Here is a 17,757-nt window from a genome sequence, read left to right on the forward strand (position 1 = left end):
ATTTAAGTGACCGTCACCCGGTTCGCCCCCAGCCCCAGCGGGCGGCTGCACCTCGGGCACGCGTTCAGCGCGGCGCTGGGGCATCATCGGGCACGCGACGCCGGCGGCAAGTTCCGCCTGAGGATCGAGGATCTCGACCCAAGCCGGTGCAAGCCGGAGTTCGTTGAGGGCATCTACGAGGACCTGGCGTGGCTTGGCCTCGATTGGGATGAGCCGGTGCTGGTCCAGTCGCGGCGGACGCCCGCCTACCAGGCCGCGCTCGACAGCTTGAAGGCGCGCGGCCTGGCCTACGCCTGCTTCTGCACGCGGGCCGACATCGCGCAGTCGCTGACCGCGCCGCACGGCGATGCCGCCACCTCCTATCCCGGCACCTGCCGTGGCCTGCCTGACGACCCGGCGCGGCGGGCAAGCACGCCGCACAGCTGGCGGCTCGACTCCGCCAGGGCGCTCGAGTTCGCCGGCCTCCCGTCGTGGACGGAGGAGGACGGCCGAACATTCGCCGCGAAGGCGAGCGACATCGGCGACGCGATCCTTGCCCGCAAGGACGCGCCCGCTTCCTATCATCTCTCGTGCGTGATCGATGATGCGGCCAGCGGCGTGACGATGGTCGTGCGCGGCGGCGACCTGCGTCCCTCGACTCCGATCCAGCGCCTGCTGCAGGCGCTCCTCGGCCTGCCCGAACCGGCCTATCTCCATCACGCGCTCATCGCCCACGAGGACGGCCGCCGCCTCGCCAAGCGCGACCTCGCGCCGACGCTTGCGGCGATGCGCGAAGCCGGCGCCGACGGGCCTGCGCTCGCCGCCGACGTCCTCGCAGGCAAGCTTCCGCTTGGTTTCGGCTTTTCGGACGCTTAAGGCGGCAGGCCATGCGGATCCTTCTGCTCGTCCTCCTGCTGCTGGCCATGGCCGCGACCGCCTATGTCCTCGTGCGCGGGGTGATCGCCATGGCCTCGGGCAAGGACGTGACCGGCGAGCAGCAACAGAATTACATGCGCAAGCGCGTGCTGTTCCAGGGGATTGCGATCGTCATCGTCATTCTCATCCTGGTCGTCGCCGGCCAGGCCGGCAAATAGCCGGGCCCCACACTCGCACGGTGGTCAAGCTCAACAAAATCTACACCCGCACCGGCGACGGCGGCAGCGCCGGGCTGGTCGACGGCAGCCGCGTGAGCAAGTCGAGCCTGCGCATGGCCGCGATCGGCGAGGTGGACGAGGCCAATGCCGCGATCGGCGTCGCCATTGCGGCGATTGGCGAGGGTGAAGTGGCCGACGCGCTGCTGCGCATCCAGAACGACCTGTTCGACCTCGGCGCCGACGTCGCGACTCCGGGCGAAGTCGACGGCGCGCTGCGCATCGTTGCAAGCCAGGTCGAGCGGCTCGAGCGCGAGATTGACGCGATGAACGCAAGCCTGGAGCCGCTGACCAGCTTCATCCTGCCGAGCGGCTCGGCCGGCGTGTCGGCGCTCCACCTCGCCCGCGCCATCGTCCGCCGCGCCGAGCGGGCCGCGGTGGCGTTGAACGAGGCCGAGCCGCTCAACGCGCAGCTGCTCGCTTACATCAACCGCCTGTCCGATCATTTGTTCGTTGCCGCCCGCTACGTCGCCGCGCGGGAAGGCGGCGACGTGCTGTGGAAGCCGGGCGGAACGCGCGGCGAATAGCTGCGATCTGGAACATATAGTGAACTTCTGACTATACCGGCGCGCCGATTCGTGGCAGGGGAGCCCGCGCATGGCCCGGGAAGACTCGTCTTCGAACCCCGAAGGGACGGCAGCTTCGATTGGCGAAAGGCTCTTCGCCACCCGCAAGCTGACGCTCGGCCTGGCTGCCCCCCTCAGCGACGCCGACGCGACCATCCAGCCGTTTCCCGATGCCTCGCCGGCCAAGTGGCACCTCGCCCACACGACCTGGTTCTTCGAGACCTTCGTGCTGCGCGACCATGTGCTCGGCTACACCCCGTTCGACGAGCGCTACGCTTTCCTGTTCAACAGCTATTACGAAGCCGAAGGCCCCCGCCACGCGCGCCCGCGCCGTGGGATGCTGAGCCGCCCGTCGCTCGACGAGGTCCGCAGCTATCGCGCGCATGTCGATGAGGCGCTGGAGCGCGCGCTGCCGCACATGTCACCGGCCGCGCTCGATCTCATTGAGCTCGGCATCAACCACGAGCAGCAGCACCAGGAACTGTTTCTCACCGACATCCTTGCGACGCTCGCCGAGAACCCGCTGGAGCCGGCCTATGGCGAGCTTCCGCCGCCCGCCTGCTTCGCCGTCGAACCATTGAGCTGGCATCGCGGCCGCGGGGGCGTGGTCGAAATCGGGGCCGGTCCTGACGGTTTTGCGTTCGACGCCGAACGGCCGCGCCACCACACCTTCCTCCCGGATCACGCCATCGCTAACCGGCGCGTGACCAGCCGCGAATGGTCCGAGTTCATCGAGGGCGCCGGCTACTCGACGCCGAAATTGTGGCTCAGCGAAGGCTGGGACTGGGTCCAGCGCGAGGCGATCGCGGCGCCGCTCTATTGGCGCGAGGACGGGACCGAGTTCACGCTCGGCGGGCGGCGCGAGATCGACGCGGCCGCGCCAGTCGCCCACGTCAGCTATTTCGAGGCCGACGCCTTCGCCCGCTGGGCCGGGGCGCGGCTGCCGACCGAGGCCGAGTGGGAGGATTTCGCTTCCTCCGCCGACCCCCTGACCGGCAACCAGCTGGACGACGCCGGAGCGGTCGCGCCGGGCGCCGGGGGCGGCGTCTTCGGCGATGTGTGGGAATGGACCCAAAGCGCCTTCACTTCTTACCCCGGTTTCGCGCCCGCGGCCGGCGCGGTCGGCGAATATAATGGCAAGTTCATGAGCGGGCAGTTGGTACTCAGGGGCGCGAGCTGCGCGACGCCGCGCGGGCACAGCCGTGCGTCCTACCGCAACTTCTTCCCGCCCGCCGCGCGCTGGCAGTTCACGGGGATGCGCCTTGCTCGCGACGCTTGATGCCCGGGAAATCGCGTTTCGCGACGACGTGCTCGCCGGGCTCTCGGCGCCCATCCCCGCGCTTCCCGCGCGCTGGCTCTACGACCGCCGCGGCTCGGAGCTGTTCGACGAGATCACACGTCTGTCGTCTTATTATCCGACGAAGACCGAGACGCAGCTGTTGCGCGACATCATGCCCGATGTCGCGGCGCGCGTGCCCAAGGGCCTGGCCGTCGTCGAGTTCGGCGCCGGCTCGGCCACCAAGACGCCCCTGCTGCTCGAAGCGATCGCCCCAGCCGCCTATGTGCCCGTCGACATTTCCGGCGACTATCTCGAGCAAAGCGCGGCCGAGCTTCAGCAGCGCTTTTCCAGGCTCGACGTGATCCCGGTCGTTGCCGACTTCGCGCGGCCGTTCACGCTGCCCGGCGGGATCGAGCATCTTCCGCAGCTCGGCTTCTTCCCGGGCTCGACCATCGGTAATTTCGTACCCTCCAGCGCAACCGACCTGCTGCGCCAGTTCCGCGCCCTGCTCGGTCCGGGCGCGCGGTTGCTGATCGGCATGGACAGGGTGAAGCCGGTCGAGCGTTTGATCGCCGCCTATGACGACCCCGAGGGCGTGACGGCGCAATTCACGCTCAACATCCTGACCCGCATCAACCGCGAGCTCGACGGCGACATTCCGATCGACGCTTTTCGCCACGAGGCGCGGTGGAACGACATCTTGTCGCGCATCGAAATCCATCTCGTCGCGACGCGCGACGCCCGCTTCAGCGTCGCGGGATCGAGCTTCGAGGTCCCGGCAGGCTCCTCGATCCACGTCGAGAACAGCCACAAATACGGACCGCGCGGAGCGCGCCTGCTGCTGCTCGCCGGCGGCTGGACCCCGATTGCCGAGTGGAGCGACGCGAGCCAGGATTTCTCGATCGTCCTCGCCGAGGCGCAGCCGGAGAGGTTTGCGCCCTAACGGCCGTACCGCTAAGCGCGTCGCCATGGTTCACGCTCTCGTCGATATCGCCGACCTGCTGCTCAGCATCGTCACCTGGATCATCATCGGTCAGGTGATCCTCAGCTGGCTGTTCGCGTTCAATGTCCTCAACACCAGCTCGCATGGCGTTCGCACCCTCGCGGTCGCGATCGACCGGATCACCGCGCCACTCTATCGGCCGATCCGCCGCATCCTGCCCGATTTCGGCGGGATCGACTTCTCGCCTTTGGTCATCCTGATCCTGATCCAGGTGCTCAAGAGGCTGCTCGCCGGCGCCGAAGCCCAGTATTATCTCGGCGGATGACGGCCAGGCGGATCGACGGAAAGGCCGCCGCTTTGGCGATCCGCGAACGGGTCGCCGCGTTCGTGCCGGCATTCGTCGGCAAGGCTGGCCGAGCGCCGGGCCTCGCCACCGTGCTGGTCGGCGAGGATGCCGCGAGCGCCGTCTATGTCCGCTCGAAGAACCGCGCCACCGCCGAGACCGGCATGGTCAGCTTCGCGCATAACCTGCCCGACACGACCAGCGAGGATCAGCTGCTCCAGCTGGTGACCGACCTCAATGCCGACGCTCAGGTCGACGGCATCCTCGTCCAGCTGCCGCTTCCGCCGCAGGTCAATGCGACGCGGGTGATCGAGACGATCGACCCGGCCAAGGACGTCGACGGCTTTCACCCGATCAACGCGGGCCGGCTCGCCAGCGGCCTCCCGGCGCTGGTGCCATGCACGCCTTTGGGCTGCCTCCATCTCCTCAAGCAGGAGCTGGGTGACCTCACCGGACTGGAGGCGGTGGTGATCGGCCGCTCCAACATCGTCGGCAAGCCGATGGCGCAGCTGCTGTTGGCCGAGAACGCGACCGTCACCGTTGCCCATTCGCGTACGCGCGACCTGCCCGCGGTCGTTCGCCGCGCCGACATCATCATCGCCGCCGTCGGCCGGCCGGAAATGGTCCGCGGCGACTGGATCAAGCCCGGCGCTGTCGTCGTCGACGTCGGCATCAACCGCATTCCGACCGACGACGGCAAGGGCCGGCTGGTGGGGGACGTCGCTTATGACGAGGCCGCCGACGTCGCGGCCGCGATCACCCCGGTCCCCGGCGGCGTGGGACCAATGACCATCGCCATGCTAATGCGCAACACGCTTGTGGCCGCGCACCGCCGCGCCGGCCTCGCAGACCCGGAGGGACTATGATCTTCGCTCTTCTTCTCGCGTCGGCGACGTTGCCGACAGCCGTCGATGCCGAGCGCGCCTTTGCCCACGACGCGCAAAAACTCGGACAATGGACCGCGTTCCGCAATTATGCCGACAAGGATGCGGTCATGTTCACCCCGCAAGCGGTGTGGGTGCAACAGTTCCTCAAGGACCGCAAAGACCCGCCGAAGGCGGTCCGCTGGGCGCCCGCGCACAGCTTCGTTTCGTGCGACGGCCGAACCGCGGTCAACACCGGGCCGTGGTGGGGCGCGGATGGGGTCCATCACGGCTACTTCACGACCGTCTGGCAGCGCCTCAACCGCGAATGGCGCTGGGTCTATGACGGCGGGGATGGGCAGACCGGCCCGCTACCGCCGCCCCCAGCCGTCAAGGTTCACCGCGCATCGTGCCGGACCAAGGCCCCGGGCGCGCCGATCATCCCGCCGCCGCCGCTGACTCCCAAGCAAGCGCGGACCACGCCTGAGGACAATGGCCGCGGGCAATCGGCCGACAAGACTCTCGGCTGGGACTGGAAGGTCGAAAAAGACGGCGCGCGGCACTTGCGTGTCTACCAGTGGAACGGGTTGCGCTACGCCCAGGTGCTGGTCAACGATATCCCGGCGCCGCCGGCGCAATGATCGAACTGTTCGGCTCGGCGCTGGTCACCTTCCTGGTGATCATCGATCCGCCGGGCTGCGTGCCGATCTTCGCCGGCCTGACGCGCGGGACGCCGCCGGCCCACCGCCGGGCAATGGCGTTCCGATCCTCGCTGATCGCGTGGATCATCCTGATGTTCTTCGCGCTTCTCGGGCGGCCGATGCTGCACGCGCTCGGGATCAGCCTCGCGAGCTTCCGCATCGCCGGCGGGATCCTCTTGTTCTACATCGCCGTCGACATGGTGTTCGAGAGGCGAACGGAGCGCCGCGAAAACCGCGCCCATTCGATCGAGGGAACGCCCGAGGCGGAGGATATCAGCGTCTTCCCGATGGCGATCCCGATGATCGCCGGCCCCGGATCGATCGCCAGCGCGATGCTGTGGGTGTCGCGCGCCGAAACGCCGGTCCATATCACCATCGTCCTCGCCGCGATCACCGTAGTGATGCTGGTGACGCTCGTCACCCTGCTCGCCTCGGAGCCGCTGATGCGGATGATGGGCGACAAGGTCGAGGCGATGATCACCCGCATTCTCGGCGTCATTCTTGCCGCGCTCGCCGCGCAGTTCGTGATCGACGGACTAAAGCAAAGCTTCCCGCACGTCCTCGGCTAAGCGACGACGCGCCACATCTTGTACGGCGAATCCTTGGGCAAGGGCACCGGCGTCAGCCAGGTCGGGAGCTGGCCCCGCTGAAGCTGGGTATAGAAGCCGCGCGGAGTCTCCGCGACGAAGATGGTTGTGGTCGAGCTGCCGGGGCAGCTCAGCACATAATTAGCGTGATATTTGGCGGCGATGCGGTGGGCCTGATCGGCCGAGCCCCGCCAGAAATTGAACACGTCGGCGATCTGCTGGCCGTTGCGATGATAAGGTCCGGCGATCGAATCATGGTGCGTCACCGCGATCAGCCGCGGCCCCAGGTCGACGAAGGTGAACACGATCCCCTTGGGCTGCAGGGCGACGGGCCTCAGGCCCCACAAGGACGCGCACAGATTGTTCGCACGGCCGATCTGCTTGTCGCGCGCGGTGGCCGGCGCTTCGGGGATGAAGTCGAGGACGAACGGGACGATCGCGCCGCAGCCGATCAGGAATGCGAGCGTGGTGCCGAGGACGCGGACCGGAGACTTCCGGCTGCTCCACGCCGCCGGAAGCGCGATCCAGACTAGCGCCGCGCCGCCCACGGTCGCCATCATCTGCGCGGCCGGCCCGGTTCGCGTCTGCCACAGCAGCAGGAGCGTCGCGGCAAGGCCGGGAAGCGCCGCTCCGATGACGCGCCGGCAGAGTTCCCGGTCGCGACGGCGGGTCCATGCGAGCACGCCCCAGCCGATCGCGCCGGTGATCGGCAACGCCACGATCAAGGTCGCGACGCGCCAGCCGTGCATATAGACCGGCCGCGCTTCCTTGACGTGGCTCAGCCACAGCCGCTCGACCTCGGGCGACACGCCCTCGAGGCGCTGCAGGCAATGCGGCCAGGTCAGCGCGTGGAATGCGGCGACGATGATCCCGGCGCCCGCGGCAAGCGCCAGCCGGCGCTTCCAGTCGGCGGGCGAGACCCATGCCAGCGCGAACATCAGCGCGCTGCCGATCAGCGCATCCGACAGCCAGACCGGGGACAACGCGTCGCACACCGCGTTCCAATTGTCGTTGGAGGCGAACACCAGGAACGCGAGCGCGGTGCCGCCGCCGAGCGACACGGCGTATGCGCGCAGCCGTTCGCGCTCCTCGGCATCGTCGACCCAGAACAGGACCGTGGCCGCGCCCGCGAGCGCGACATAGATCAGCATCTCCAGCCCGATGGCGAGCGAAAGCGCGCTCGACACCCCAAGCGTCAGCCCGCCGCGCAGGCGTTTGGGATCGGCAATCGCGGAAATGCTCAGCGCGAGCAGCGCGAGCTGCCAGCCATGGTGGTCGATCCGTTCGGGCATGAACATCCCGTTGGTCGACCCGGCGAAGAACAAGGCGATCAGCGCGAGCGGATAGGCCGCCGGCGCGATCAGCCGCCGCGCCGTCAGCGACAGCGAGAAGAGCAGCAGCAGATACGGCAGCAGCGGCGCGATCGCGACCGCCCAGCGCTCCGCCGCCGGTCCCCCGAGGAACGGACGAAGCCCGAGGATCAGGCCGGCGATCGGCAGGTCGACCAGCCGCGACCAGTGGATGTTGGCGCCGAACGGCGGGTTCAGGCGGTATTGGCGCAGGTCGTACCAGCCCTGGCCGTGAAGCCACGCGCGGACCTGCATGATCCGCATATTGTCGTCGGTGTCGCCGAGGCCGAACCAGCGGATGTCGTGCCATTTGTTGAAGATGAAACAGCCGCAGAATCCGAGCCAGGCGAGGAAGACGATCCACTTCCACTCGCGCTCGATCAGAGCGAAAGCGCGTGCCTCCCAACCCTCGTCCTTGCGCTCCGCCATTTTTCCGGCTGTAGCCGCACGACTTCAAACGGCAAGCAGCCGCGCATGGCCTCCAGATTAAACTTTCCTGACGGGACCTTCGGACAGCTGGTGCGCTTTGCCATCGTCGGCTTCGCGCTCGCCGCGCTCTATTCGGCGATCTACTGGTACCTTGCGACCTATGTGATGACGCCGATGCTCGCCGTGGTCGTCGCTTTCCTGGTCGCGGTGAGCATCGGCTTCGTGCTCCACAGCCGGTGGAGTTTCCGCGGCCACGGCGCGGCCGAGGACCACCGCCTCAAGGTCAAGTTCCTCGCGGTCCAGGCGTCGGGCTTCCTGCTCAACGAGCTCTTCACCTGGGCGCTTACGGGCCCGATGCACGGCCCGACCTGGTGGCCGCTCGTGCCCGCGATCTTCGTAACTCCGCTCGCCACCTTCGCGCTCAACAAGCGGCTGGTGTTCCGCTGATGGAGCGCCTCGTCTACCAGCAGATGGCCGAGCTCGACGACCGCCATTGGTGGTATCGCGCGCGCCGCCGAATCCTCGCCGAGCTGATCCGCCGCGAGGGCCATTTGCCGCGGCATGCGCACATCCTCGAGATCGGCTGCGGCACCGGGCACAATCTGGCCATGCTGGGCGAGTTCGGCCATGTCGACGCGCTCGAGCTGGACGACGAGGCGCGCGCGCTGTCGGAGAAACGGCTCGGGCGCAAGATCATGCGCTCGCCCCTGCCCGAGCTGTCGGAAGTCCGCGACCGCCATTACGACCTGATCGGCGCGTTCGACGTGATCGAACATATCGATGACGATGCTGCCGCCGTCGCCGCCATCGCGACCAAGCTCAAGCCCGGCGGCAAGTTGATGATCGCCGTTCCCGCGCACCGCTGGATGTGGACGGCGCACGATGTCGTGAACCACCATAAACGGCGTTACTCGAAGCGCGCGCTCAAGGCGTTGATCGACAACTCGCCGATGCGGCTGGACAAGATCGGCTATTTCAACAGCCTGCTGTTTCCGCTCGCCGTGGCCGAGCGCGCGGTCTCGAAGCTGCGCGGCCGCGACAGCGCCGACGTAAAGCTCCCGCCCGCGCCGCTCAACACCGCGCTGGAGCGCGTCTTCGCCGCGGAGCGCTATCTGGTCGGCCGCTTGCCCTTGCCGCCGGGCTTGTCCTTGTTCGCCGTCGCCTCGGCGAGATAGCCCAGGCGGGCGTGTTGCCCGTCGCCGCCGGCGATGTCCTGGACGATGTACAGCGGCCGGCGCTTCGCTTCATTGTAGAGCCGCCCGATATATTCGCCCATCAGCGCGAGGACGAACATCTGCACCGCGCCGAGCACGACCACGACCAGCATCAGCGAGGTCCAGCCCGGGATGCTGCGGCCGGCGATCCACGCAAAAGCGATGTACGCGATCAGCACGAGCGAGCCGGCCACCAGCCACAGGCCGGCGTGGCTCGCGAGCTTGAGCGGGGCCGAGGAGAAGCCCGTCAGCGCGTCGAGCGCGAAGCGGACCATCTTCCTGAACGGATATTTGGTCTCGCCCGCGAACCGCACCTGCCGATCATAGGGGAAGGGCAGCTGCCTGAACCCGATCCACGCGACCATGCCGCGGATGAAGCGCGCCTGCTCGGGCATGGCGAGCAGGGCATCGAGCGCGCGGCGGCTCATCAGCCGAAAGTCGCCGGCGTCGAGCGGGATGTCGACCTCGGTCGCGCGCGACAGCAGCCGGTAGAAGCCGTGCGCGGTCGCGCGCTTGAACGCCGTCTCGCCGGAGCGGCTGCGGCGCACGCCGTAGACGACGTCGGCGCCGCTCTCTCGCATCGCCTCCAGCATCGGCCCGAGCAGCTCGGGCGGATCCTGGAGGTCGGCGTCGATGATCAGGATGGTGTCGCCGCGGCACAGGTCGAGGCCCGCCGTCAGCGCAAGCTGATGCCCGTGGTTGCGCGACAGATTGACGGCGACGACGTGCCGGTCCTCTTCCGCCATCCGCTGCATCACCGGCCAGCTGCCGTCGCGCGAGCCGTCATTGACCAGCACGAGCTCGTAATCCTCGCCGACCGCCTCGCGCGCGGCGATACCCAGCCGCTGGTGCAGCTGCGCCAGGCATGCTTCCTCGTTGAAGCAGGGGATGACGATTGAAAGCCTCATGGATGCGTTTTGTAGAGGATCGAACCGGGCCCGCGCCAGACCATCTGCATGTCGGCCACGATTTGCGGATTGTAAGGCGGCGCGTCGATCAGCCAGACATAGTCGAAATCATTGCGCGGCAGGGTCGATAGCGAATCGTCGATCATCCGGTGCAGCCGGTCATGGCATTGGTTGGGGCGCACCAGTTGCGACGGGTCGGCGGCGAAATAACCGGCGGCGCGATATTTGAGATCGAGCAGGTTGACCCCTTCGAGCAGCCACTGATCGTTGGAGAAGCCCTCGCGGCGGACGATGACCATCGCGCCGAGATGCCCGTCGCGGAGCAGCGGCCAATATTCCTGGCAGGTCATGCCGACCAGGCTGATCACCCGTGCCCCGCGCGGCATCAGGTCGATCGCCTCGAGCTTGGCCGACTGGTCGTCAGCCGCCTTGGCGAGGCTGACCGTGTTGGCGACCGCCCTGGTCCCGAAGAACAAAAGCCCGAGCACCGCCAGCACCTGGGCCGTGGTCCGGTCGGGAGCGCCGCGGAAGCGGATCGCCAGCAACCCGACCGCGATCAGATAGGGGACGAGCCGCATGTCGGCATAGGCCGAGCCGAAGATGATGCGCGGGAGGATCGCAAACGACGCCGCGAGCACGATCGCCGAGAAGGCGAGGTTGCGTGACAGCTGCAGCTTGCGGCTGAAGACCGCGTACAGGAACACCAGCGCGGGCACGATCAGCGACCCGATGTCGAACCATTTCCAGCGATCGCGCAGCGCGGAATAGATCCAGCGCCATTTCACCTTCCAGTCGAACCAGTCGATGGTCTGGCCGCCATGCGTCTCGCCGCGCCACAGCAGCATGACGAGGATCGGCAGCGCCATCACCGAGGTGTGCAACGCGGCCTCGAGGCCGGCACGCCACCACGACCGGCCGCGGTCGTGAAGCCGCACCGCATCGGCCGAGAAGCACATCAGGCCGAGAAGGCCCCAGCCGTAGGTGTGGCAGAAGAAGACGATCAGCGAGATCGGCACGAACAGCCAGCTTCGCAGCCCGGTTCGCTCGAGTCGGCCAAGGCGCAGCCACAAGCCGAACGCCAGGAACGCGAGTGCCACCGACAAGGTGAAATTCACGAACCCGAACAGAAACGGATAGCCGGTGATGAACGGCAGTGCGAAGAACGCCGTCGGCGGCACGCGCCCGTGCACCTCGCGCGCGACCCAGAAAAACCCGGCGGCGGTGAGTGGCGGGATCAGCAGCACGATCAGCTTCACTGCCGGTTCGAGCCCCATCACCTTGCCGAGCGGGATGACCAATAGATCGACCCCGAGGTTGCCGATCGCCGCCCAATGATAGTCATAATATCGCTGGAGGAAGGCGGAGTGGTCCAGGTCGAGCTCGACCCGATACCGGCCCATGTGGCCGAGCAGGTCGACCAGCGGCGGGACGGATGGATAGATGAGCGGCAGCGCCGTCGCGAAGACGACAAGGCCGAGGCACAGCGCAGACTCCCACCACGGGCGCGGCTCACTCGGCACTTGCACCGCCGGAGCGGCTTCAACCCCCATTGTCACACGCCTGCAATGACTTGCCCGCGCGGGTCCTAGCGGGATCGGCCCGATTGTCCATGCGCCGAGCTGCCGCATGACGAGCAGTTCACTTGTCATCCATCCCGCGCGCCAGCGCGATGGCGACCGTTTCGCTTCCGTTCAATCGCCAGCAAGCTTGGATGATTTAGCTCGCTGTCAATGACCAGGAGGAGGCACGGAGTCATGACGAAACTGTTGATCGGCGGAGCGCTCGCCGTGCTCGCGATTGGATCGGTTGCAGCAGCTGCCCAGACGGCACCCCCGCCGCCGCCGGGCGTCGCGCAGGGCACGGCCTCGGCGCCGCTTCCAGCGCCGCCTCGTGCCCCGCAAATGCACATGACAATCATGTCCGATCGCGTGATGACCCGTGACGAGGTCGCGAGGCACGTCAGCCAGCTCTTCGCCAAGCTCGACTCCAATCGCGACGGTTTCATCACCAGGGACGAGGTCGACGCGCTCCATCACAAGATGATGGGCGCGATGGGCATGACGCACGGCATGGCGGGGCGCTTTTCCGAGGGCGCAATGCCAATGCCCGACCGCGGCGCGATGTTCGACCGGCTCGACGCCAACCATGACGGCAATATCAGCCGCCAGGAGTTCATGGCCGCCAAACCGCGGGTCCGTGAAGAGCGCGTGATGATCATGCGCGGCGGGCCTTATGGTGCGCCTGGCGGTGCTGGGATGCACCGCATGGAGGGCATGCACATGCACGGGATGGGCATGGGGATGGGGATGGGCTTCGGCGGAAACCTGTTCGAGATGGCGGACGCCAATCACGACGGCCGCGTCTCGCAAGCCGAGGCGCAGTCCGCGGCGCTCGCCCATTTCGACAGGGCCGACGTCAATCACGATGGCAGGATCACGCCCGACGAACGCCACCAGGTTCGGCAAGAGGTCCGGATCGAGCGCCGGTCGAGCTAAGCGCCGCGGCTTCAGCAATTCAAAGGCCCGGCGCCGCCTGGGGCCGGGCCATTTCTTTTGCGAGCTTGCGGCACCCCCGCCGCAGTGCAACTAACCGCTCACAAAGAGATAGAAGGTGAGTGCTCCGATGCTGAAGTCGGTGCGATACCAGGTCGGCCATTGGACGTTCGTCCCGTCGGCGCACGAGCTGCGCTCAGGCCATGTCCGGGCACGGCTGCAGCAGCGCGCGTCGGCGACCCTGTCGCTGTTGTGCGAGCGCAGCGGCGAGGTCGTAAGCCACAAGGAGATCATCGACCGCGCGTGGGGACGCCAGCATCTCAGTCCGAACAGCGTCGCGATCGTCATCGGCGACCTGCGCCGGGCGTTGGGGCTCGATACCGGCGAGCCCGGATCGATCGAGACCGTCCCCAAGGCCGGCTACCGGCTGGTTGCGACAGAGTATGAGCCCGCTCGCGAACCCGATCGACAGCGGTGGCCGCTTGCCGCCGCCGCGGTTATCGCGGTTGCTGCGCTTGCCGCCGTTGCTGTCCCGTCGAAGCAAGCTCCGGCCGCCAAGCCGGAGGTGGCGCTCGGCGGAATCGACAATGCGACCGGCACGTCGCGCTATGCGCCGCTGATGAGCGCGTGCCGCGAGACCGCGCTCGTGGCGCTGGGCCGTCACTCGAACGAGTTCAGGATCGTCGAGGCGCCGGTCGCTCGCGCGGAACATCCCGACTATGTGCTCCAGCAAAGGTGGGTGTTGTGGAGCGGCGCACCCGAGCTCGTGCTGGTCGCCCGCGACAGGGCCGGCCAGACGGTGTGGAGCGGCGCCATCTACGGCGCGGAAAACGAGTTTCCGGCGAAAATCTCAGACAAGATCGGGCAATTTGCGGCTTTTGCGCGGAGCCGTTCCGGCCGCTCGTGACTTGGTGCGAGCTGGTGTCTCCGCAGCAGCGATCTCGCGGTAGCGCCGCTCGGTCTCGACCATATAATCGCGCGTGATCGGCACCGCGCGGCGGTCGCGCACGTACTGGACCTGGTAATTGCAGCCGGCGCCGCTCTCGAACATCACGATCCCGCCGGCGAGGTAGAATTCCCACATGCGGAAGAAGCGCGCGTCGTACAGTGCCTCGATCTCGGCCCGGACCTTGGTCACGCGCTCGAGCCAGTGCCGCAGCGTATAGCCATAATGCAGTCGCAGCGTCTCGACGTCGCTGGCGATCAGCCGCGCCTTCTCGCTGGCGTCGAGCATCTCGCTCAGTGACGGCAGGTGATAGCCGGGGAAGATATATTTGTCGGTGAACGGATCGGGGCCGCCGGCCGGCTCACCAAGCACGCCGATTGTGTGCAGCAGCATGACTCCGTCGGGCTTCAGCAGCTCGCGGCACTTGGCGAAGAATTCGTCATAATGCCTGGCGCCGACATGCTCGAACATGCCGACCGAGACGATGCGGTCGAACGGCTCGCGGACCAGTCGGTAATCGATCAATTCGAACTTCACGTGGTCGGACACGCCGGCGGCCGCGGCACGCTCGCGCGCGATCTTGAGCTGGTTCTCGGATAGCGTAATCCCGAGGACGTCGACGCCGGCGACCTTGTGCAGGTAGAGCGCCATGCCGCCCCAGCCGCAGCCGATGTCGAGCACGCGCTGCCCGGGCTTCAGGTAGAGCTTGGCTGCGATATGCGCCTTCTTGTCGGCCTGCGCTTGCTCGAGGCTGTTCGCGGGATCGGTGAAATAAGCGCAGCTGTATTGCTTGTCTTCGTCGAGGAAGAGTTCGTAGAGCTCGTCGCTGAGGTCGTAATGGTGGGCGACGTTGCGGCGTGCCCGGGTCGGGTTATTCCGCCGTAGCTTGCGCAGCAGCCGCTTCGTGCCGCGCGTCAGCGCCTTGGGCGTTTCGCCGTCCTCGAAGCGGTTGGAATCCTGGACCATCTCGAGCAGGTCGAGGATCGTCCCGTCCTCGATGATCAGCCGGCCGTCCATATAGGCTTCGCCGACCCCCAGGCTCGGGCTCTTCAGGATGCCGAACGGGACCTTACGATCGGTGATGCGGACGGTCAGGTGCCTGCCGCCACCGCGGCCATGGGTGCGCGGCGGCTTTCCGGGCATCAACAAGGTGATGCTGCCCGTGGTCAGCAGCTTGTCGATCAACCGTCCGATCAGCGACATTCAGGCTCCCTGTACGACCGCGGCCGACTTGCGCTTTCTTTCGGCCGCAGTCTTCAGCTGTCCGCACGCGGCGTCAATGTCGCGGCCGCGTGGCGTGCGCACCGGCGCCGAGATCCCGGCTTCGAAGACGATGTTGCTGAACGCCCTGATCCGCTCATCGCTCGAGCATTCGTAGGGCGCCCCGGGCCAAGGGTTGAACGGGATCAGATTGACCTTGGCCGGAAGGCGGTACTTGCGGATCAGCCGCACCAGCTCGCGCGCATGCTCGTCGCTGTCGTTCTTGTCCTTCAGCATCACATATTCGAACGTGATCCGCCGCGCGTTGTTCGCCCCCGGATAGGCCGCGCACGCCTCGAGCAATTGCTCGATCCCATACTTGCGGTTCAAGGGCACGATCTCGTCGCGGATCTCCTTGGTCACCGCGTGCAGCGATACGGCGAGATTGACTCCGATCTCCTCGCCCGCCCGCGCCATCATCGGCACGACGCCGCTGGTCGACAGCGTGATCCGGCGCCGCGACAGGCCAAGCCCGTCGCCGTTCATCACGATTTTCAGCGCGTCGCGGACATTGTCGAAATTATAGAGCGGCTCGCCCATGCCCATCATCACGATGTTGGTCAGCATGCGCCCCTCCGGCTGGGACGGCCATTCGCCGAGCGCGTCGCGGGCGAGCATGACCTGGCCGACGATCTCGCCCGGCTCGAGGTTGCGGACTAGCTGCATCGTCCCGGTGGCGCAGAAGCGGCAGTTGAGCGTGCACCCGACCTGGCTGGACACGCACAGGGTGCCACGGTCGGCGTCGGGGATGAACACCATCTCGAAATCATGACCGTCGTGGGTCTTCAAGAGCCATTTACGCGTGCCGTCGGACGAGACCTGCGCCTCGACGACTTCGGGCCGGGAGATCACGAAGCGTTCCGCAAACCAAGGGCGTTGCGGCTTGGCGATGTCGCTCATCGCCGCAAAGTCGCTGGCCCCGCGGTTGTAGATCCAATGCCACACCTGCTTGGCGCGGAGCTTGGCCTGCCTGGGCTCCAGCCCGGCGGCCTCGAATTCGGCGCGAATCTGGTCCTTCGAAAGTCCCACCAGCTCGATCCGCCCGTCGGCGCGCGGCTTCGCGCCCCGCGGGACGGGCACGGGATCGATCGCGCCCGGAATGGACATCAGGTTGGTGTCGGCACTCATTGGAAGGGCGCTATCTAGGTGCGATCACTGGACTTTGCCAGCGCCGCGGAGAGCGCAGCGCGCCGCCGCCGCATCGATCGCGGTCGGAGCGCCGTCGAGCAGGTAGGGATCGGAAAAGCGCACCCCCGCCGCATCCCGGCTCGCCACGCTCATGTTGGTCGCATCGCGCAGCGCGTCGATGATCGCCTGCGCCTGCGCCGGCCCCCGGCTCCACGCCCAGCCGCCGCGAGTCACCAGGAGGAACGGCTGATTTCCGATCTTGAGCATGACGCTCGCGTCGCCGCGGGGAATTCGGCTCAACCGCGCATGGAATTCGCCCCAGCGCCCGTGGTCAGGTGTGAAACTGATCCCGGCAATGGGCTGTACCTTGTCCCTCGGGACAACCTTCTGTGAGCGCGACAGCGCCTCGCAGATGCTGCCGCGGTCGATCGCCGCCCAGGCGCCGCCGGCAAAGACCACCGTGCCCCGGGCCGTGGCCGTGGCGCCGATGCCGACCATCACCAGGATGAGGGCGCGTTTCATCGATGCCACGCTAGTGTGGACGCCGGGGCCGCGCCACTGCGGCGTGAAACATCCTATTCGGCGCATTAACCAACCGAACTTGTTGGCGTTATTATACTTGCCAAACCCATCCTGACCCTTTATGAGAGGGGAACAGGAGACGAAAATGGCCTCGGTTCTTTCAGCCAAGCACTACCACAATGAGGATGCGGCGTTCGCATATGTCGAGCGGCATGTATGGCCGAACGGCCCGACTTGCCCGCATTGCGGCGGCGTTGATCGCATCTCCAAGATGGAAGGCAAGGCGACCCGCAAGGGCCTGCACAAGTGCTACCAGTGCCGCAAGCAATTCACCGTGCGGCAGGGGACCATTTTCGAGAGTTCGCACGTGCCGCTGCACATTTGGCTGCAAGCGATCTTCTTCGTCGCCGGTAGTAAGAAGGGCATCAGCTCTAACCAACTCGCGCGCACCCTTGGCCTGACCGTCAAAACCGCTTGGTTCATGTCGCATCGCATCCGCGAAGCAATGCGCTCCGGCGAGCTTGCGCCGCTCGGCGGCGAGGGTGGCGTTGTCGAGATTGACGAGACTTTCATCGGCACTCGCGAGGGCGCGGTGCGGACCCATGCGGCATGGCACAAGATGCCGGTCCTCTCACTGGTTCACCGCGAGAGCGGACAAAGCCGTTCGTTCGTCGTGGACAAGGCAACCCGCGAGTTCATCCTGCCGATCGTTCAGGCCAATGTGGACCGCGAAACCTACATCATGACCGACGAAAGCCGCATCTATACCGGCGCGCACTACCAGTTTCTCGGTCACGGCACCGTCAACCACCATGCGGGCGAATACGGTCGCGGGCGCATCCATACCAACACCGTTGAAGGCTATTTCAGCATCTTCAAACGCGGCATGAAGGGCGTCTATCAGTGGTGCGCCGAAAAGCATTTGCACCGCTACCTAGCGGAGTTCGATTTCCGCTATAACAACCGCGCCGCGCTCGGCTGCAATGACACCGAGCGCGCAGATGCTCTGTTGCGCGGTATCGTCGGCAAGCGTCTCACCTATCAAACAGCTTGTGCGAGGGCCTGATGCCAAAGAAGAAAAAGCAGGAGAGTCAGGA

20 protein-coding genes are annotated in these 17,757 nt (G+C 66.7%); 14 read left to right on the forward strand and 6 right to left on the reverse strand.

Features of this window, described 5'->3' with window-relative positions:
* Window positions 1-6: 6 nt before the first annotated feature.
* The 9 genes from gluQRS (at window position 7) to ACJ8FR_RS06515 (ending at window position 6,394) form a co-directional block, all read left to right on the forward strand.
* Window positions 7-855 carry a tRNA glutamyl-Q(34) synthetase GluQRS gene (gene gluQRS / locus ACJ8FR_RS06475; RefSeq protein WP_407827808.1) on the forward strand — a complete coding sequence of 283 codons (849 nt, stop codon included), beginning with the start codon at window positions 7-9 and terminating at the stop codon, window positions 853-855.
* 11 nt (window positions 856-866) lie between these two features.
* Complete coding sequence (locus ACJ8FR_RS06480) at window positions 867-1,073, forward strand: HIG1 domain-containing protein (RefSeq protein ID WP_407827809.1); 207 nt, start codon at window positions 867-869, stop codon at window positions 1,071-1,073.
* Between the two features lie 20 nt (window positions 1,074-1,093).
* Window positions 1,094-1,657 (forward strand): cob(I)yrinic acid a,c-diamide adenosyltransferase, encoded by a 564-nt coding sequence (locus ACJ8FR_RS06485; RefSeq protein ID WP_407827810.1) that lies wholly within the window; start codon window positions 1,094-1,096, stop codon window positions 1,655-1,657.
* 70 nt (window positions 1,658-1,727) lie between these two features.
* Window positions 1,728-2,975, forward strand: a complete 1,248-nt coding sequence (egtB, locus tag ACJ8FR_RS06490; protein WP_407827811.1) for an ergothioneine biosynthesis protein EgtB — start codon at window positions 1,728-1,730, stop codon at window positions 2,973-2,975.
* Window positions 2,959-3,918 (forward strand): L-histidine N(alpha)-methyltransferase, encoded by a 960-nt coding sequence (gene egtD / locus ACJ8FR_RS06495; protein ID WP_407827812.1) that lies wholly within the window; start codon window positions 2,959-2,961, stop codon window positions 3,916-3,918. Before egtB ends, egtD begins: the two co-directional genes overlap by 17 nt.
* Window positions 3,919-3,943: 25 nt before the next feature.
* Window positions 3,944-4,243 carry a YggT family protein gene (locus ACJ8FR_RS06500; protein ID WP_407827813.1) on the forward strand — a complete coding sequence of 100 codons (300 nt, stop codon included), beginning with the start codon at window positions 3,944-3,946 and terminating at the stop codon, window positions 4,241-4,243.
* A complete protein-coding gene (gene folD, locus ACJ8FR_RS06505) occupies window positions 4,240-5,127 on the forward strand; it encodes a bifunctional methylenetetrahydrofolate dehydrogenase/methenyltetrahydrofolate cyclohydrolase FolD (RefSeq protein WP_407827814.1) in 888 nt (295 codons plus the stop codon). The genes ACJ8FR_RS06500 and folD overlap by 4 nt, the downstream gene beginning before the upstream one ends.
* Window positions 5,124-5,765 (forward strand): hypothetical protein, encoded by a 642-nt coding sequence (locus ACJ8FR_RS06510; RefSeq protein ID WP_407827815.1) that lies wholly within the window; start codon window positions 5,124-5,126, stop codon window positions 5,763-5,765. Before folD ends, ACJ8FR_RS06510 begins: the two co-directional genes overlap by 4 nt.
* Entirely contained in the window at window positions 5,762-6,394 is a 633-nt protein-coding gene (locus ACJ8FR_RS06515; RefSeq protein WP_407827816.1) for a MarC family protein, read from the forward strand. Before ACJ8FR_RS06510 ends, ACJ8FR_RS06515 begins: the two co-directional genes overlap by 4 nt.
* Here the strand turns inward: ACJ8FR_RS06515 and ACJ8FR_RS06520 are convergent.
* Entirely contained in the window at window positions 6,391-8,190 is a 1,800-nt protein-coding gene (locus ACJ8FR_RS06520; RefSeq protein WP_407827817.1) for an AcrB/AcrD/AcrF family protein, read from the reverse strand. The two genes, ACJ8FR_RS06515 and ACJ8FR_RS06520, sit on opposite strands and share 4 nt — an antisense overlap.
* A 45-nt stretch (window positions 8,191-8,235) precedes the next feature.
* Between ACJ8FR_RS06520 and ACJ8FR_RS06525 the strand changes: the two genes are divergently transcribed.
* Window positions 8,236-8,637 (forward strand): GtrA family protein, encoded by a 402-nt coding sequence (locus tag ACJ8FR_RS06525; protein WP_407827818.1) that lies wholly within the window; start codon window positions 8,236-8,238, stop codon window positions 8,635-8,637.
* Window positions 8,637-9,365 (forward strand): class I SAM-dependent methyltransferase, encoded by a 729-nt coding sequence (locus ACJ8FR_RS06530; RefSeq protein WP_407827819.1) that lies wholly within the window; start codon window positions 8,637-8,639, stop codon window positions 9,363-9,365. Before ACJ8FR_RS06525 ends, ACJ8FR_RS06530 begins: the two co-directional genes overlap by 1 nt.
* Here ACJ8FR_RS06530 and ACJ8FR_RS06535 read toward each other — a convergent pair.
* Entirely contained in the window at window positions 9,299-10,312 is a 1,014-nt protein-coding gene (locus ACJ8FR_RS06535) for a glycosyltransferase family 2 protein (protein ID WP_407827820.1), read from the reverse strand. The two genes, ACJ8FR_RS06530 and ACJ8FR_RS06535, sit on opposite strands and share 67 nt — an antisense overlap.
* The gene (locus ACJ8FR_RS06540) at window positions 10,309-11,862 is read right to left on the reverse strand and encodes a hypothetical protein (RefSeq protein ID WP_407827821.1); all 1,554 of its coding nucleotides are present in this window, start codon (window positions 11,860-11,862) and stop codon (window positions 10,309-10,311) included. Before ACJ8FR_RS06540 ends, ACJ8FR_RS06535 begins: the two co-directional genes overlap by 4 nt.
* 204 nt (window positions 11,863-12,066) lie before the next feature.
* Between ACJ8FR_RS06540 and ACJ8FR_RS06545 the strand changes: the two genes are divergently transcribed.
* Window positions 12,067-12,807: an EF-hand domain-containing protein gene (locus ACJ8FR_RS06545; RefSeq protein ID WP_407827822.1), complete on the forward strand. Its 741-nt coding sequence runs from the start codon at window positions 12,067-12,069 to the stop codon at window positions 12,805-12,807.
* A gap of 115 nt (window positions 12,808-12,922) precedes the next feature.
* On the forward strand, window positions 12,923-13,711 hold the full coding sequence (locus tag ACJ8FR_RS06550; RefSeq protein ID WP_407827823.1) for a transcriptional regulator: 789 nt from the start codon (window positions 12,923-12,925) through the stop codon (window positions 13,709-13,711).
* Here the strand turns inward: ACJ8FR_RS06550 and ACJ8FR_RS06555 are convergent.
* The 3 genes from ACJ8FR_RS06555 to ACJ8FR_RS06565 are packed head-to-tail and all read right to left on the reverse strand — an operon-like array spanning window position 13,655 to window position 16,660.
* Window positions 13,655-14,953 (reverse strand): class I SAM-dependent methyltransferase, encoded by a 1,299-nt coding sequence (locus ACJ8FR_RS06555; RefSeq protein ID WP_407827824.1) that lies wholly within the window; start codon window positions 14,951-14,953, stop codon window positions 13,655-13,657. The genes ACJ8FR_RS06550 and ACJ8FR_RS06555 overlap by 57 nt on opposite strands.
* On the reverse strand, window positions 14,954-16,138 hold the full coding sequence (gene rlmN / locus ACJ8FR_RS06560; RefSeq protein WP_407827825.1) for a 23S rRNA (adenine(2503)-C(2))-methyltransferase RlmN: 1,185 nt from the start codon (window positions 16,136-16,138) through the stop codon (window positions 14,954-14,956). It lies immediately after the preceding gene.
* 24 nt (window positions 16,139-16,162) lie between these two features.
* Window positions 16,163-16,660 (reverse strand): hypothetical protein, encoded by a 498-nt coding sequence (locus tag ACJ8FR_RS06565; RefSeq protein WP_407827826.1) that lies wholly within the window; start codon window positions 16,658-16,660, stop codon window positions 16,163-16,165.
* A 145-nt stretch (window positions 16,661-16,805) separates the two neighbouring features.
* Between ACJ8FR_RS06565 and ACJ8FR_RS06570 the strand changes: the two genes are divergently transcribed.
* Complete coding sequence (locus tag ACJ8FR_RS06570; RefSeq protein ID WP_407827827.1) at window positions 16,806-17,726, forward strand: IS1595 family transposase; 921 nt, start codon at window positions 16,806-16,808, stop codon at window positions 17,724-17,726.
* The last annotated feature ends 31 nt before the right edge of the window (window positions 17,727-17,757 follow it).

It is taken from the genome of Sphingomonas sp., from assembly GCF_045810705.1.
Classification (GTDB): Bacteria; Pseudomonadota; Alphaproteobacteria; order Sphingomonadales; family Sphingomonadaceae; genus Sphingomicrobium.